Below are 15,348 nucleotides of genomic sequence, written 5' to 3' on the forward strand. Positions count from 1 at the left end.
CGTCGCCGGGCCGTCAGGGAGGCAGGATCATGGCTCCGATGAAGGACACCGGGCCGGTGCCGGAGGAGCCGCGTGCCTGGCCACGTGACCCGGGCGGCGAGACCGCGCCGCAGGCCGACGACCGCGGGGAGGGCGCCTGGCCGCAGGAGGCCGGCGCATCGGAGCCCGAAGCCCGGGCCGGGCCCGACACGGAGACGCCGGGCCCCGAGGAGCCGGAGGCCGCGCCGGCCCAGGACGATCACGCCGCCAAGATCTCCGAGCTGGAGGACCGGTGGCGGCGGGCGCTGGCAGACCTGGACAACTTCCGCAAACGCACCGTCCGTGCCCTGCAGGAGGAACGCGACGCCGAACGCGCCCGTACCACCGCGCGGTGGCTGCCGGTCCTGGACGACCTCGAACGCGCCCTCGACCACGCCGACGCCGAGCCCGGCGCCGTCATCCAGGGCGTCCGCGCGGTCCTCGACCAGGCCCGCGACGTGATCGCCCGCCTCGGCTACCCCCGCCAGGAGGACATGGGCGCGCGGTTCGATCCGGCGCGCCACCACGCGGTCACCGTCGTGCCCTCCGACGCGCCGGACGGCACGGTCGTACGGGTGCTGGCGCCGGGGTACGGCGAGGGAGCGCGGCAGCTGCGACCGGCACAGGTGCTGGTCGCCAAGGGACGCCCCGAAGGCCGGCCCTGACGACGAGGTCTCACGCGCTGCGCTGGAGGGTGAGGCGGGCCAGTTCCACGCGGGAGCCGATGTTCAGCTTGCGGAACACGTGGCGCAGGTGGAACGCCACCGTGTGCGCGCTCATGAACAGCTGGTCGGCCACCTGACGGTTCGTCAGGCCCTGGGCGACCAGCTCCGACACGGCGCGTTCGGTGTCGGTGAGGCTCGCCCAGCCGGAGACCGGGCGGTCGGTGCTGCTCCAGTGCCGGCGGCGTACGCCCAGGCGCCGCAGCCGGCGGCGGACCCGGGCCGCGTCACGGACGGCCTCCATCGTCTCGTACGCGGACAGGGCCGTGTCGAACGCGGCCACCGCGCGGCGTCTCGCCTCGGCGGTCTCCTCGTCCGCGGCGACCAGTACGGCCAGGTCCTCCGTTGCCGACGCCCGTGCCCACGGGTCCAGGTGGTCCGCGGCGGCCCGTCCCAGCGCCGCCGGTGAGCCGTCCAGCAGGCCCCGCGCGTGGTCCGCGGCGGCGCGGATCGCGGGGAAGGCCGGGTTGTCGGCGGCGAGGCGCTCCACGGCGGTGACCACGGCCTCGGCCGCGGGCCGGGCGTCCACGGCGGGCGCCGTACGGACCAGCCACGCCGCCGCCGCGGGATCGGCGACCAGCGTCCAGCGGTGCCGCAGGACCTGCTCGCACAGCGCGCCGAAGTCGCCGGCCAGCCGTCCCGCTCCCTCCCGCGCCTCGGTGACCTGGGCCGCCGCCAGCGCGAGCGCGGTGTGCGGATAACCCGGCGCGGCGCGGGCGGTCCGGTGCGCCGCCGTGTGCTCGTGGGCGGCGCCCACGTTCCCGGCCCGTAGCGACGCCGTGACGAGCACCGACCGCGCGGACGCCACGAGCAGCCGCGGGCCGCCCGCCGAGGACAGGCACGTCTCCGCGGCGGCGATCGCCTCGTGGAACCGGCCCGCCGCCAGGTGCGCCCGAGCGGCCAGCACGGCCGGCGCCGCCGACCACGCGAGCGGCCCCAGCGTGTCGTCGCCGGCACTCGTCATGACGGTCCGCGCCGTGTCGTGCCGCTGCGCGTCGGTGAGAAGCATGGCGAGGACCAGCCGGGGATGGACCCGGCGCGTGTCCGCGGCGACCGCGCGGCGTACGGCCTCCTCGGCGAGCGCCAGGCCGGACGTCAGCCGGCCCGCGTCCCACTCGGTCAGCGCGAGCGTGATGAAGGCCCCGGCGACCAGGGCGTCGCCGTGCTCGCCCTTGGAGGAGACGATCGCCTGCGCGCGCTCGCGGGTGCCGGAGCCCGCGTTGGCGTTGAGGAGAGCCAGTTCGGCGTCGTCGCGCAGGCCGCCGGGCAGGCCGGGCTCGGCGAGTGCCGCCGACGCCTCTTCGGCCGCCTCGTCGTCGCGTCCCCGCAGGCTCAGGATCTCCGCCAGCACGCAGTGCAGCCGCGCGCAGGCCGACGCGGGCATCGGCCGGTCGAACGCGGCACGCGCGAGCCGGGCGGCCTCATCCAGCCGGTCCGTGGCGGTGAGGGCGCGGACCGCGGTGAGGGTGCGCTCGGGCCGTGCGGGTTCGGCCGGGCCGGTGAGTTCCAGGGCGTGCATGGCGAGCGTCGCCGCGTTCCTCGGCGACCTCGGCAGTACGAAGGCGATCACCTCGTCGAGCCGGGCCAGGGCCCGCGCGTCTCCCGGCCGTACGCCGCGGATGAGGTGGGCGGCGGCCGAGGCCACCGAGTCCTCGCGCCCGGCCAGCAACTCGCCGATCTGGCGGTGCAGGGCCTGCCGTACCGGCGGCGGCACCGTCTCGACGACCACGCGGCGGATCAGCTCGTGCCGGAAGCGCAGAACCGCCGGCGCGGCGGCCAGCAGCCCGGCCTCCAGCAGTTCCTCCAGGCCGGGTACGAGCGCCGCCGGGGTCGTGCCGAGGATCTCGGCCACGTCCTCCGGGCAGAAGGAACGCCCCAGGACGGCGCTCACTGTCAGCAGGTGGCGCGTCCTGGGGCTGAGTCCGCCGACCCGGCGGGCCACGCCGGTGCGGACTCGATCCGGCAGCCGCGCGGAGGAGAGGCGCGCGCGGCCGCCGGAGACCCTGATCGCACCCTCGTCGCGAAGGCCGGTCAGGAGTTCGGTGATGAGGAAGGGGTTGCCGCCCGCCTCGGCGGCGGAGGCCAGCAGTGCGGCGTCGGGCACCGCCCCCAAAAGGTCGATCGCGATCTCGGTCGCCGCGTCGTCGCCGACCGGGCCGAGGCGGCGGCGCTCGGCGCCGTCGCGCTCCCTGCGGTCGAACAGGCGGGCCGCGGCGTCGGGGCCCGCGCCCGTACACCGGACCAGCAGCCAGGCCACGGCGTGCCGGGTGCGCCGCGACGCGAGGGGCTCCAGGGCGGCGAACGTGTCCGGGTCGGCCCACTGCAGATCGTCGAGCGCCACCAGCACGGGACCCACGCGGGCACGCCGGTCCAGGGCCGACCGCAGCCGCTCGATCCACGGCTCCGGCGGCGACCGCTCGCCGAAGGCGGCCAGCAGCGGCTCGGCGGGCGCGGGCGAGCCGAACTCCCGTGCCCGGCCGGCGACCGTTATCAGCCCACGCGACGCGGCCTCGCGCACCGCCTGATCCATCAGCAGGCTCTTGCCCGTACCCGGCTCGCCCTCCACCAGGAGGGTTCCCGGCCGCCCGGACTCCGCCGCCCGCAGCAGCCCGAGCACCGTGGCCCATTCGTGCCTCCGGCCGCGCATCGTCCTCGCCGCGGGGTCCGGATCACGGGACACGGTAGCCGTCATGGCTTCAGCGTCCGGTGCGCGCCCAGGGCCCCGACAGGTCACCGCGGGGCCAAAACCGCGCGCCCGTACGGTCCGGGCGTCACGTGCCCCCGCGTACTCCGACCTGACGGGTGTCCCCGAGGGCCGAAACGATCAGTGATCCCGGTCCTGGGGGCCGGTGGTGCACAAACTGGGTACCTATGCTGGTAAGAGGGGGGAAATGGCTGGTCATCGCGCTTTCTGGGGTTGCGACCGGACCCGCCGCGCCGCCACGCGACGGACGGGGGGTGCGTCGCGATGCCGATTATCCCGGAGTCGCCGCCCGGCCCGTCCCCGCAGGATCAACTGTCCGGCATGCGGTCACTCCTCGCCCTGTCCATGGTGATGAGCGAGAGCGACGATCAGGACCACATCCTCGGGCTGGCGGCCACGGCCGTACCCTCGCTCGGACAGTGCCGGCTGGAGGGCGTCCACCTCACCGACGGCGGCTGGCAGGCGGTGCCGGGCGTGCACGCCACCTCCGACGCCCGGGGAGATCTGGAGACGCAGTTCGCGGTGCTGAGCGTGGCCGGTGGGCCGGTGGCGGTGCTCGGACGCGGGTGGGCGTGGGCGTTCCCACTGCGCAGCCTCGACGGTCATCTCGGCTACCTGGTGGCGAGCGCCGGCGGCGAACCGTCCTCGGCGGAACAGTTCCTGCTGCGGGTGCTGGCCCAGCAGGCGGGGATCGCGATCGCCGGCGCCCGGCAGCGGGCCTGCCAGCGGGCCGACGCCGAACGGCTGCGGGCCGCCAACGCCGCGCTCGCCGAGACCGTCGCCGAACTGGAGTTCAGCACGACCGTGCACGAGCGCCTCACCCGCGTCGCGGCGGCGGGCGAGGGGCCCGAGGGCATCGCGATCGCACTGCACGAGCTGACCGGGTACCCGATCGCCGTCGAGGACCGGTACGGGAACCTGCGGGCCTGGGCCGGGCCGCGCCGCCCCGACCCGTATCCGAAGGAGCCGTGGGAGTCGCGCGAGCGGACACTGAACGAGGCGCTGCGCTCGTCCCGGCCCCTGCGGCGCCAGGACCGTCTCGTCGTCACGGCCGGCCCGCGCGACGACGTTCTCGGCCTGCTCGCCCTGATCGACCCGGGCGAGTCGGCCGGCCGCTCCGAACGCGTCGCCCTCCAGCACGCCGCGACCGTCCTCGGCCTCGAACTCGCCCACCTGCACAACGTCGCCGAGGCCGAACTGCGCCTCGGGCGTGACCTGGTCGAGGAACTCCTGTCCGGCGCGAGCGAGGAGACCGTGCTGGCCCGCGCCGACGCCCTCGGCTACGACCTGCGGCGGCCGCACCGGGTGATCGTCGTCGTGGGCCCGGCCGACGAGGGGTTCGGGCGCGCCGTCGCCGCCGCGATGCGGGACACGGGGGTCGGTTCGCTGTTCGCCGTACGGGGCCGGGAGGTGGTCGTGCTGTCCGACACCGACCGGCCGTGGTCGCGCTTCCGCGAGGCCGTACGCCGGGAACTGGGCGGCGGCCTGTGCCGGATCGGCGTCGGCGGGGCGTACGACCGGCCGCTGGACCTGCCGCGCTCCTACCACGAGGCCCGGCTGGCGCTGCGGCTCCAGACCGCCGTCACGGGCGATCACCAGGCCACGGAGTTCGACCGGCTGGGGGTGTACCGGCTGCTCGCGGACGTGGGCGAGCCCGCGACGGTCGAGGGCTTCGTCCGCGAGTGGCTCGGGAACCTGCTGGACTACGACGCCCGCAAGGGGTCGGGGCTGGTGGGGACGCTGAGCCGCTATCTGGAGTGCGGGCGCAGCTACGAGGCGACGACGTCGGCGCTGGCGATCCACCGCAGCACGCTGAAGTATCGCCTGCGCCGGATCCGCGAGATCTCCGGCCACGACCTGGCCGACCCGGACACGTACTTCAACCTCCAGTTGGCGACCCGCGCCTGGAACACTCTCGCCGCCCTCCGCGCCGAACGCCCCTGACCCCTTCCGCGCCGTCGCGTCAGTGGTCGTGGTCGCTCCGGCCGAGGGTCTGGACCGGGGTCGCACCGGGGCGGGTCCACTGGGGGACGGGGCGGCTGGTCGGGCCCCAGGTGGCGTTCCCGTCCGCGTCCGAGCGCCAGTACCAGCACGCGTGCCGTCCCTCGGGCCGTCCCTCGGGCTGGTCCTCCCAGGCCTCGCGGCGGCCGTACGGCGTCATGTCGAGCAGGCTGAAGAACCCGGCGACCGCCTCGTTGCCCCGGCCCGTCGTGGAGTAGGTGAGGAACGCGCGGTCGCCGTCGCGCAGGAAGCAGGTGAGGTATCCCATGTCCCCACCGATCGGCGCGTCCACGTCGCGCACCGAGTACCAGGGCTGGGTGTAGCCCATGAACTCGACGTAGGGGGCCACCTCCTCCCACCGGCCCGTGGTCACGATGGCGAACGAGACGCCGCGGGCGTTGAGGTAGACCGCGTCCTTCAGGTGCCAGGCGATGTTGGTGCAGCCCTCGCACTGCCCCTGGTGCGGCGCGCCGTCGTGCCACATGTGCTTGTAGACCACGAGTTCGTCGCGGCCCTGGAACAGGTCCAGGAACGGGACCGGGCCGTCGGGCCCGACGACCTCCACCGTCCCGTCGAACTCCACCATCGGCAGCCGGCGGCGGGCCGCCGCCAGGGCGTCGCCCTGGCGGGTGTGGGCCTTCTCGCGGACCAGGAGCTCGTCGCGGGCGGCCTGCCAGGTGGCCAGGTCGACGACGGGCGGGCGGCCGGGCAGCGCGGTGGTCGGGTCGTCCGGCGTGATCGTCATGGTGTTCTCCGTGGTGTCTCGTGCCGGGCGGCGGCGCCCGACGTCCTGGGACGGTCACCGGTACAGACTCCCGACCCGGCCGGAACTCATCGCGGCGGCGGAGGTCAGTAGGTGGACAGGTCGGGGAAGGGCCCGACGTCCGGTGTCTGGTCGGCGCGTTCGACCACGACCACGGCGGCGTCGTCGGGCAGGCGGCCGCCCACGTACGCGAGGAGATCGGTGCGGAGGTGGTGGACCAGTGCCTCCGGATCGCCGTCCTGCCATGACTCGAGACGCTCCGCGAGCGGGTAGAACGCGCCGGATCGGTTCCGGGCCTCGATGACCCCGTCGGTGTAGAGCACGAGCAGGTCCCCGGGGCGGAACGGCAGGGTCTCCACGGAGTGGTCACTCGCGATCAGCTCGGTCATCCCCAGCGGCGGTGCGGGGTCCTGGAACCGTGGTTTGAGCACCCGCCGTCCGCGCAGCACCAGTGGTGGCGGGTGACCCCGGCTGATCAGGCGTACCACCGGCTCGTCGTCGGGCACCTCGGCCACCGCGGCGGTGATGAAGAACTCCACGGCGTGCGGAGAGTCCGTGCCGCCGAGTTCGGCGAGGTTGCGGGTGACGCTCTCCTCCAGATTGCCGACGAGCGCGGGGAGGCCGACACACCGGTGCGCGGCCTCGCGGAACGCGCACAGCACGGCCGCGGCGTCGCTGATCGCCGCCAGCCCCTTCCCGCGTACGTCGCCGATGAGCAGGCGGCTCGCGCCGTCGGTGCGGGCGACGGCGTACAGGTCTCCGCCGATGCGGGCCTCGGCCGCCGCGGCGATGTAGACCGAGGCGACGCGCAGCGGCCCGATCCGGGCCGGCATCGGGCGGAGCACGACGCGCTGCGCGGCCTCCGACACCGACCGGACCTGCGCGAGCTCCCGCTGGCGCCGGTCGCGGAGCAGGCAGTAGACCACCAGGAAACACGTGATCAGCACGAGTGCGCTGATCTGCACCTGGTGGTTGAGGGTGCTCAGCCCGCCGCGCAGCCGCCCGGCGAACAGCAGCGCCAGCAGCGCCAGCAGCCCCGAGAAGGCGGTCGTCCACGGGCCGGCGACCATGGCGGTCAGGGCCGGGGCCACCGCCAGCAGCGGGCCGAGGTGGACGTTGGCGGGCAGAAGGGCGTCGGCCACCACGATGGCGACGATGTACAGGATCGGGGTCAATCGCCACATGTGACCCGGTCGCCACGGTGAGCGGAAGAGGTTCTCGGCCTCCCGATGGTGCACGTGAATCTATTTACCCCGGCGGATTCGCCGCCGACCGTCACCCGGCATCGCCCCGGGGCCGACCTCCCTATATAGGGGGAGACGCCACCCAAGTGGGCGGAATGGCCCCAACGTTGCTCGCCGGGGTCGTAAGATCACGCGGATGTGACCAGAACAGTGCGCTTTCGTCCGGACCGGGCGGCATGGGTGTCTTCCCACCCGGACCGGCGGAGCGACCCCGTAACCGATCCGGCCCGACAACCGTTCCTGTCTTGAGTCTCACCGCCCGCGAGGATCTGATGGAGCAACAACTGTTGGTGGCAGCGGTGTGTTGTCTCGCCGTGGTCACATTCGTCGTCGTGGCCATGCTGGTACGCCAGCGGCAGACCACCAAGCGCCTGCGCAACCGGATCGGCCTGCTCGAAAGCGGTGTGGGCGTCCGGGAGAACGAGATCGCACACCTGGTCACCGCGCGCCTGCCCGCCCTGGTCCAGTCCCTGAACGGCCGGCCGGTCGACGTTCCGGGCCCGCTGAACCCCCGGCTGCGCGACGTCCCGTACGGGCGGCATCTGGACAAGGTCATCGAGATGTTCTCCGAGGCCGGCGGCCGGGCCAAGGCGCGCGCCGACGAGTCCGCCAAGGCCACGCTGAAGGCGATGATGCGCGGCGTGCAGAGCCTGGCCAACGAACAGCAACTGGCGATCTCCCGGATGCAGGCCCAGCACGACGACCCGGACGTGCTCGAGGGCCTGCTCAAGATCGACCACATGAACGCGCAGCTCGGCCGCCGCGCCCAGGTCAGCGCCGTGCTCTGCGGATCCTGGCCGGGCCTGCAGCGGTCCGCCTCACCGCTCACCGACGTCGTACGCGGCGCCACCTCCCGGATCCGTGACTACCTCCGGGTCCAGGTCCACTCCCAGGTGAGTGACGCCGTCGTCAGCCGCGCGGTCGAGCCGGTCGTGCTCGCCCTCGCCGAGCTGCTCGACAACGCGGCGCGGCACTCGCAGCCGAACACCCCGGTCGAGGTGAACTTCCAGCCGGCGCACAACGGGATGGCGATCGTCATCGACGACGCGGGCGTCGCGATGACCACCGAGGAGCTGAAGCGGGCCGAACGCCTCCTCGCCGGTCAGGAAACGGTGGACATCAACCGGCTCGGCGACCCGCCGCAGGTCGGGTTCGCCGTCATCGGCGTGCTCGCGGCCCGGTACGGCTTCCACGTTTCGGTGGACACGCGCTCGCCGTACGGCGGCGTGCGGGCCGTGGTCTTCCTGCCCACGGGGCTGCTGACCCGCATCGAGGACCGCCCCAAGGCCGCGGTCGCGGCGCCCGCGCCCGCGCCCGCGCCGGCCCGGCGTGAGCCGGTGCCTGAGCCCTCCGGCGCCCCGGTGGAGCAGCAGCCGTCGCTGACCGCGGGCGGCCTGCCGCGCCGGCGCCGCGTGTCCACGGCCGACCACAACACGAACGCGGCCCCGCCGGCTCCGGCGGCCGCGCCAGGGCGGCCGGCCCCGCAGCCGGGTTCGGTACCGCCCGGTGAACCCGTCCGTCCGGCCCGGCAGACCGCCGCCGGGCTGGGCGCCTGGCAGCGCGGCACCAGGTCCGGCCGCGCCACCGTCTCGCATGACTCCGAAGGGAAATCGCCGGAATGAACGACGCCGCGACCAACAAGCTCGGCTGGATGCTCGACGATGCCCTGAAGATGCCGGAGACGCGCCACGCCGTGCTGCTCTCCGCCGACGGACTGCTGATGGCCCACTCCGAGCGGATCAGCGTGGACAACGCCGAACGCCACGCCGCCGGCATGGCGGGCCTGCAGTCGCTCGCCCGGAGCACGGCGGAGTTCTGCAGCCAGGCGGAGACCACGTGGCGGCAGACGGTCACCGAGTTCGACGACGGGTACGTCTTCCTCGTCGCCGCGGGCCCGGGCGCGTACCTGGCCGTCTCGGCCACCGAGAACGTCGACATGGAGGCCGTGTCCTTCCGGCTGCAGGAGCTCGTGCAGCGTCTGGGCAAGGAGCTCACCACCCCGCCGAGAGGTGATCTGGGCGGCGTCCGGTGAGCCCGCCGCGGCACGACCGTGCGCTGGTCCGGCCCCACGTCGTCACGGGAGGCCGCGCGCACCCGACCCGCAACATCTTCGACCTGGTCACTCTCGTGATCGCGAGCCGTACCCAGGTCGCCGGGCTGAGCCCGGAGAAACGCAAGGTGATGGAGCTGTGTCAGGGCGGCGCACTCTCGGTCGCCGAGGTCGCCGCCCATCTCGCACTGCCCGTCAGCGTTACCAAGGTTCTGCTGTCCGACCTCGTGGACAGCGGGCACATCGTGACCCGCGCGTCCGCTGCCGAGCCCGCCGAGCCGTCGGACCATCTGCTCAGGGAGGTATTGGATGGGCTCCGCGCTCGTCTCTGACCGTCTGTACGTGCGCGAGAGCGTGCGCCACTCCGTGAAGATCCTGATCGTTGGGCACTTCGCGGTCGGCAAGACCACGCTCGTCGGAGCGCTGTCGGAGATCAAACCGCTGCGCACCGAGGAGCAGATGACGCAGGTCGGCGAGGCCGTCGACGACCTGACCGGTGTGCCGGAGAAGACCACCACCACGGTCGCCATGGACTTCGGCCGCCTCACGCTCAGCGACGACCTCGTGCTGTACCTGTTCGGCGCGCCGGGCCAGGAGCGCTTCAAGGCGCTGTGGCACGATCTGGCACGCGGCGCCCTCGGCGCGCTGGTGCTCGCCGACACGCGTCGCATCGAGGAATCCTTCGACGTGATGACGCTCCTGGAGGAGCGCGGCCTGCCGTACGCCGTGGCGATCAACGAGTTCGACGGCGCGCCGATGTTCCCGGAGGAAGAGCTGCGCGACGCACTCGACCTGCTGCCGACCACGCCCCTCGTCAGGTGCGACGCGCGCGACCCGGCGTCCTCGACCCAGGCGCTGATCTCGCTCGTCGAGTACCTGATCGAGAGCAAGAAGCGGGAGTCCGCGTGACCGGCGATCCGTCACCGGCCGGCACCCCGCCGCCGGGCTGCCCCGCGCACGGCGACCGGTACCCGCTGTACCAGCTGGCCGACGAGGCACCCGCCGTGTACGAGCGCCTGCGCGCGCGAGGCCCCATCGTGCCGGTCGACCTGTCCCCGGGCGTGCCCGCGTCCCTCGTCACCGGGTACAACGAGGCCCTGCGGGTGCTGCGCGACCCGACGACGTTCCGCAAGGACCCGCGCGGCTGGCAGCAGACGGTGCCGGAGGACTGCCCGGTGCTGCCACTGATGATGTACCGCCCGAACTGCCGGCACGCCGACGGCGCCGCCCACAGCCGGCTGCGGCTGGCCGTCACCGACAGCCTGGACCGCGTCGACCTGTTCGCGCTGCGCGGGTACGTCGAGAAGAGCGCCGAGATCCTCATCGGCCGCTTCGCGGGCCGGGGCGCCGGCGACCTGGTCGCCGACTATGCGCGCGTGCTGCCGCTGCTGGTCTTCAACGAGATGTTCGGCTGCCCGCCGGACATCGGCGACCGTCTCGTGCAAGGCATGAGCGGCATCTTCGACACCGTCAACGCCAAGCAGTCGAACGAGATCATGCGGGACGCCGTCCTGGAGCTGGTGCGGCTCAAGCGGCGGGAACCCGCCCAGGACGTCACCTCCTGGCTGGCCGAGCACTCCGTGGAGCTCACCGACGAGGAGATGATGCACCAGATCCTCACCCTCCTCGGCGCCGGTACCGAGCCGCTCCAGAACCTGATCGTGAACGGCCTGCGGCTGCTGCTGTCGGACGAGCGCTTCGCCGGCGACCTGTCCGGCGGCAACCTCCAGGTCGAGGACGCGCTCGACGAGATCCTGTGGACCGACCCGCCGCTCGCCAACTTCGCGATGACCTACCCGGCCGAAGACGTCGACTTCCGCGGTGTGACGCTGCCGAAGGACCAGCCGGTCGTGATCAGTCTCGCCGCCGCGAACACCGACCCGGCCCTGGCCACGGAACACCGTGGGGGCAACCGCGCTCACCTGTCCTGGAGCGCCGGCCCGCACACCTGCCCGGCCCAGGGCCAGGCCCGCCTCATCGCCTCGGCGGCCATCGAGAAGGTTCTCGACGCCCTGCCGGACATGGAACTCGCCGTGCCGGCGCACATGCTGAAGTGGCGACCGGGCCCGTTCCACCGCGCGCTGCACTCGCTGCCGGTCAACTTCCCGCCGGTGGCGGTCACACGGGGGGACGCGGCTTCCACACCGGCGGCCGACGTGCCCGCTCCGAAGGCGGGTCTGGCGGCCGTCCTGAGCGCCCGCAGGTCCGCGCACGGGCCGACGTCACGGCTCGGTCACCTGCGCCGCGCCACCCGGAGCTGGCTCCGCCACGGCTGACCCACGGCCGTACGGACGGCGAGCGCGCAGGCCAGGACCAGCAGGGCCGCGGCCTGCCCGTACGCGATGAGATCGGCGTACGGAACGGCGTCGCCGGCGTCGGCCGAGGACAGCCGCACGATGAGGACGAGCGTCGCGTACAGCGCGACGGCCGCCGAACGGTGCCCGGCCTCGCCGTCGGCCGACGACCGGGAGCGGAGCAGGCAGACGACTCCGGTGCCGAGCGCGACCCAGCAGCAGACGCCGTCCGGGTCCGGGATCAGGCTCGGGACCAGCCAGGGCACGGCGAAGACGGCGGCCGCGCCGACCGGCAGCGCGGCGAGCCCGCCGAGGGGGCGTACGGCCGGCGCGTCCCGATGGAACGCCACCGCGAGCGCCGGCGCGGGCAGCAGCACGGTGACCAGGGCGAGGATCACGACGTGCCACGGCCACACGAACGGCATGGCCCACCGCAGCAGCGGCGGCACGGCGGCGAGGACCGCGAGCAGACGTGCCGCACGGCGATGCCCGCGCACCACCGCCACGTAGACGGGGACCCGGAGCAGGTCCAGCAGGTGCCAGGCGACGCGCGCGGCGGCGTCGATCGAGCCCGACTCGCCGTACGCCGTCCGCAGGACCTCTCGCGCCTCGTCGGATCCGAAGAAGACGGTGGTCAGCAGCCCGAGCGCTCCCGCGGCGGCCAGGACCGCCTGGGCGAGGACGCCGAGGACGGCGAACAGCCGGACGGTCTGCCCGAAGGCGAGCAGGCGCGGCGGCGCGCCTACGCCACCGAACCAGAGGCGGACCGCGAGCGCGACCACGCTGGCCGTCTCGCCCGGCGCCGGCCGGCCGAGGCGTTCCTCCTCCGTGTCGCCCACGCCTTCGGCGAAGGCCGCGACCATCTCCTCTCCCGTGCCGCCCGGTAGGACGGCGGGAGGATGCGCGGCAGCGCGCGGTACCTCTCGACGATCAGGCTCTCGTCCGGGCCCGTCATGCCGTTCCCTCCGAGAGGCGGAACCGGCGTGCGCGGAGCCTGGAGGTCGCGGCCTGGACGTGGACGGAGAGGCGGTCGGCCTCGGCCGCGAGGGCGTCCGGGGTCGATGCGCTCAGATGGCGTCGAAGTCGCCGTGCCGGCCGCTGCCCTTCGCGAAGCGGGTGGCGCCCTGGCGGGCCTCGGCGTCGAGGGCGACCTCGCCGTGGCGCCACTCGTTCGCCATCGCGGTCTCCATCGGCAGGCCCGCCTGCTCGTAGGCGGACAGGCGGTCGTGGCGCATGCAGAGCTGCGGGAAGCGGGCGACCTCCGCCGCCAGCTCCTCGGCGCGTTCCCGCGCCTCGCCGGCCGGGACCACGCGGTTGGCCAGACCCAGGCGGGAGGCCTCCTGCGCGCCGACCGGGCGGCCGGTGAGGATCATGTCCATGGCCGCGCTCAGGCCGATCAGGCGCGGCAGGCGTACGGTGCCGCCGTCGATCAGGGGTACGCCCCAGCGGCGGCAGAAGACGCCGAAGATCGCATCTTCCTCGGCGACGCGCAGGTCGCACCACAGGGCCAGTTCGAGGCCGCCCGCGACCGCGTGTCCGGCGACGGCGGCGATCACCGGCTTGGACAGCCGCAGCCGGGTCGGGCCCATCGGGCCGCGGTCGGACTCCTCCGGCGCGGCCACGTCGAACCGGCCCGCCGAGACGGCCTTCAGGTCCGCTCCCGCGCAGAACGTGCCGCCCTCGCCGTACAGCACCGCGACGCTCGCCTCCGGGTCGGCGTCGAAGGCGGTGAACGCCGCGTACAGCTCGGCCGCGTGCTCGGGGTCGACGGCGTTGCGCACCTCGGGCCGGTCGATCACCACCGTGGTGACCGCGCCCGCACGCTCGACGCGGATCATCGGTCCCCTCCCGTACGCTCCACGCCCGCCCAGAGCGGGTCGCGCAACGCCCGGCGGAGGACCTTGCCCACACCGCTCTTGGGGATCGCCGCGACGAACTCCACCCGTTTGGGCACCTTGTACCCGGCGAGCCGGGCCCGTACGTGCGCGGTGAGTTCGGCGCCGGTCACCGTGACGCCCGGCCGGGGCACCACGAACGCCACCACGGCCTCCACCCAGCGCTCGTCCGGCGCGCCGACGACGGCGCACTCGGCCACGGCCGGGTGGGAGTGCAGAGCGTCCTCGACCTCCCGCGGATAGACGTTGTACGCGCCGCTGACGATCATGTCCGAGGTGCGGTCGACCAGGTAGAGGTAGCCGCGGTCGTCGAAGCGCGCCACGTCGCGGGTGCGCAGCCAGCCGTCGCCCAGGAAGGTCGTGGCGTTCAGTTCCGGCGCGTTCAGGTAACCGGCCATCGCGAACGGCGCGCGTACCGCGATCTCGCCCGGCTCGCCGTCCGCCACGTCGGCGCCGTGCTCGTCGACCAGCCGGATCTCCGCGTCCACGGACGGGTGCCCGCACGAGCCGAGCGGCGCGTCCGGCCCGACGTGGTCGGCGGCGGGCAGCACCGACAGGCACAGCGGAGCCTCGGTCTGCCCGTAGTACTGGGTGAAGATCGGGCCCCAGGCCGCCATCGCCTCCTCGATGACCGGGCGCGGCATCGGCGAGGCGCCGTAGATCACCGAACGCAGGCGGCCGGTCTCCGCGGTGGCGCCACCGGCGGCCAGCAGCATCTGGAGCATGGTCGGCACGAGGTTCGCGTGCGTGACGCCGTGTTCGGGGATCGCCGCGAGGTACGCCTGCGGGTCGAAGCCGTCGAGTACGGCCGCCTGCGCGCCGCGCAGCCAGAACGGCAGCACGAACGTGCCGCTCGCGTGGATCAGCGGCGCCGCGTGCAGCATCACGTCGTCGGGCGCCGGGCTGACCAGGTTGGCCATGATGTTGGCGACGATCGCGGCATAGCTCGCCTGGGTATGTTGCGCCGCCTTGAGCGTGCCCGTCGTGCCGGAGGTGTAGAGGGCGAGGATCACGTCGTCGGGCCGCGCGGGCAGACGCGGATCGGCCGCCGACGCCGCGTGCGTCTGCTCCAGCAGGTCGCCGAGCCCGAGCGTGCGCAGCCCGTCGAGGCGTTCGCTCAGCTCGTCGGCGCGTCCGGTCAGCGCGGACTCGTGCACAAGCGTGCGCACCCCGGCGTCGGCGAGCATCCGCGCGTGCTCCTCCGCCGACAGCCGGGCGTTCAGCGGCACGCGGCACGCCCGCGCCTTGAGGCACGCGAAGTCCAGCGGCACCGTCCAGAGCCCGTTGCCGAGCAGCAGCCCGACGCGTTCGCCCGGCTCGACGCCCATGCCCAGGAGTACGTTGGCCATCCGGTTGGCCGCCTCGTCGACCTGGCGGAACGTCAATGACCGGTCCCCGTACCGGATCGCCACGCGGTCCCGATGCCGGCGTGCTCCGGCCCTCACCATGTCGACGGTCAGCATGCGTCCTCCTCGGCGCCGAATGCGTACATCCAACCGTCCGCGACGTCGTCGCACTAATCCGGCCGGACCGTCCGGGGGGATTCCAGGAACGCACCAGGAATTCCGGGAGGCACCTGGAACGGGCGGAATCGCACCAGGACGCCCGCTGATCGCCGGTTCGCGTCGGTGATCGGCCACGCTGGCTTTCATGCGCC

Annotated in this window: 13 protein-coding genes; 7 read left to right on the forward strand and 6 right to left on the reverse strand. The window is 73.9% G+C overall.

The window, feature by feature from the left end:
* Positions 1–29: 29 nt before the first annotated feature.
* Positions 30–683 (forward strand): nucleotide exchange factor GrpE, encoded by a 654-nt coding sequence (locus tag QSK37_RS47010; RefSeq protein ID WP_285635313.1) that lies wholly within the window; start codon positions 30–32, stop codon positions 681–683.
* A gap of 10 nt (positions 684–693) precedes the next feature.
* On the opposite strand, the gene QSK37_RS47015 is transcribed toward QSK37_RS47010, so the two are convergent.
* Complete coding sequence (locus QSK37_RS47015) at positions 694–3,432, reverse strand: helix-turn-helix transcriptional regulator (RefSeq protein WP_285635315.1); 2,739 nt, start codon at positions 3,430–3,432, stop codon at positions 694–696.
* Between the two features lie 276 nt (positions 3,433–3,708).
* Here QSK37_RS47015 and QSK37_RS47020 point away from each other — a divergent pair, with 276 nt between their 5' ends.
* Positions 3,709–5,388 (forward strand): PucR family transcriptional regulator, encoded by a 1,680-nt coding sequence (locus QSK37_RS47020; protein WP_285635317.1) that lies wholly within the window; start codon positions 3,709–3,711, stop codon positions 5,386–5,388.
* Between the two features lie 19 nt (positions 5,389–5,407).
* Here the strand turns inward: QSK37_RS47020 and QSK37_RS47025 are convergent, their stop codons facing one another.
* A complete protein-coding gene (locus tag QSK37_RS47025; RefSeq protein ID WP_285635318.1) occupies positions 5,408–6,190 on the reverse strand; it encodes a DUF899 domain-containing protein in 783 nt (260 codons plus the stop codon).
* A 104-nt stretch (positions 6,191–6,294) separates the two neighbouring features.
* Positions 6,295–7,383 (reverse strand): PP2C family protein-serine/threonine phosphatase, encoded by a 1,089-nt coding sequence (locus QSK37_RS47030; protein ID WP_285635321.1) that lies wholly within the window; start codon positions 7,381–7,383, stop codon positions 6,295–6,297.
* Between the two features lie 314 nt (positions 7,384–7,697).
* Between QSK37_RS47030 and QSK37_RS47035 the strand changes: the two genes are divergently transcribed.
* The 5 genes from QSK37_RS47035 to QSK37_RS47055 are packed head-to-tail and all read left to right on the forward strand — an operon-like array spanning position 7,698 to position 11,778.
* Positions 7,698–9,074, forward strand: coding sequence for an ATP-binding protein (locus tag QSK37_RS47035; RefSeq protein ID WP_285635324.1), 1,377 nt, complete (start codon positions 7,698–7,700; stop codon positions 9,072–9,074).
* The gene (locus QSK37_RS47040; protein WP_285574754.1) at positions 9,071–9,484 is read left to right on the forward strand and encodes a roadblock/LC7 domain-containing protein; all 414 of its coding nucleotides are present in this window, start codon (positions 9,071–9,073) and stop codon (positions 9,482–9,484) included. The genes QSK37_RS47035 and QSK37_RS47040 overlap by 4 nt, the downstream gene beginning before the upstream one ends.
* Entirely contained in the window at positions 9,481–9,834 is a 354-nt protein-coding gene (locus tag QSK37_RS47045) for a DUF742 domain-containing protein (protein ID WP_285635328.1), read from the forward strand. Before QSK37_RS47040 ends, QSK37_RS47045 begins: the two co-directional genes overlap by 4 nt.
* Positions 9,812–10,411 (forward strand): GTP-binding protein, encoded by a 600-nt coding sequence (locus tag QSK37_RS47050; protein WP_285635331.1) that lies wholly within the window; start codon positions 9,812–9,814, stop codon positions 10,409–10,411. The genes QSK37_RS47045 and QSK37_RS47050 overlap by 23 nt, the downstream gene beginning before the upstream one ends.
* Positions 10,408–11,778, forward strand: a complete 1,371-nt coding sequence (locus QSK37_RS47055; RefSeq protein WP_285635334.1) for a cytochrome P450 — start codon at positions 10,408–10,410, stop codon at positions 11,776–11,778. Before QSK37_RS47050 ends, QSK37_RS47055 begins: the two co-directional genes overlap by 4 nt.
* Here the strand turns inward: QSK37_RS47055 and QSK37_RS47060 are convergent.
* The 3 genes from QSK37_RS47060 to QSK37_RS47070 form a co-directional block, all read right to left on the reverse strand.
* A complete protein-coding gene (locus tag QSK37_RS47060) occupies positions 11,736–12,659 on the reverse strand; it encodes a hypothetical protein (protein ID WP_285635337.1) in 924 nt (307 codons plus the stop codon). The genes QSK37_RS47055 and QSK37_RS47060 overlap by 43 nt on opposite strands.
* A 204-nt stretch (positions 12,660–12,863) precedes the next feature.
* A complete protein-coding gene (locus tag QSK37_RS47065) occupies positions 12,864–13,634 on the reverse strand; it encodes a crotonase/enoyl-CoA hydratase family protein (protein WP_285635340.1) in 771 nt (256 codons plus the stop codon).
* Positions 13,631–15,154, reverse strand: a complete 1,524-nt coding sequence (locus QSK37_RS47070) for a class I adenylate-forming enzyme family protein (protein ID WP_285635342.1) — start codon at positions 15,152–15,154, stop codon at positions 13,631–13,633. Before QSK37_RS47070 ends, QSK37_RS47065 begins: the two co-directional genes overlap by 4 nt.
* Positions 15,155–15,348: the final 194 nt, after the last annotated feature.

This window comes from Actinoallomurus iriomotensis (assembly GCF_030269445.1).
GTDB lineage: Bacteria > Actinomycetota > Actinomycetes > Streptosporangiales > Streptosporangiaceae > Actinoallomurus > Actinoallomurus iriomotensis.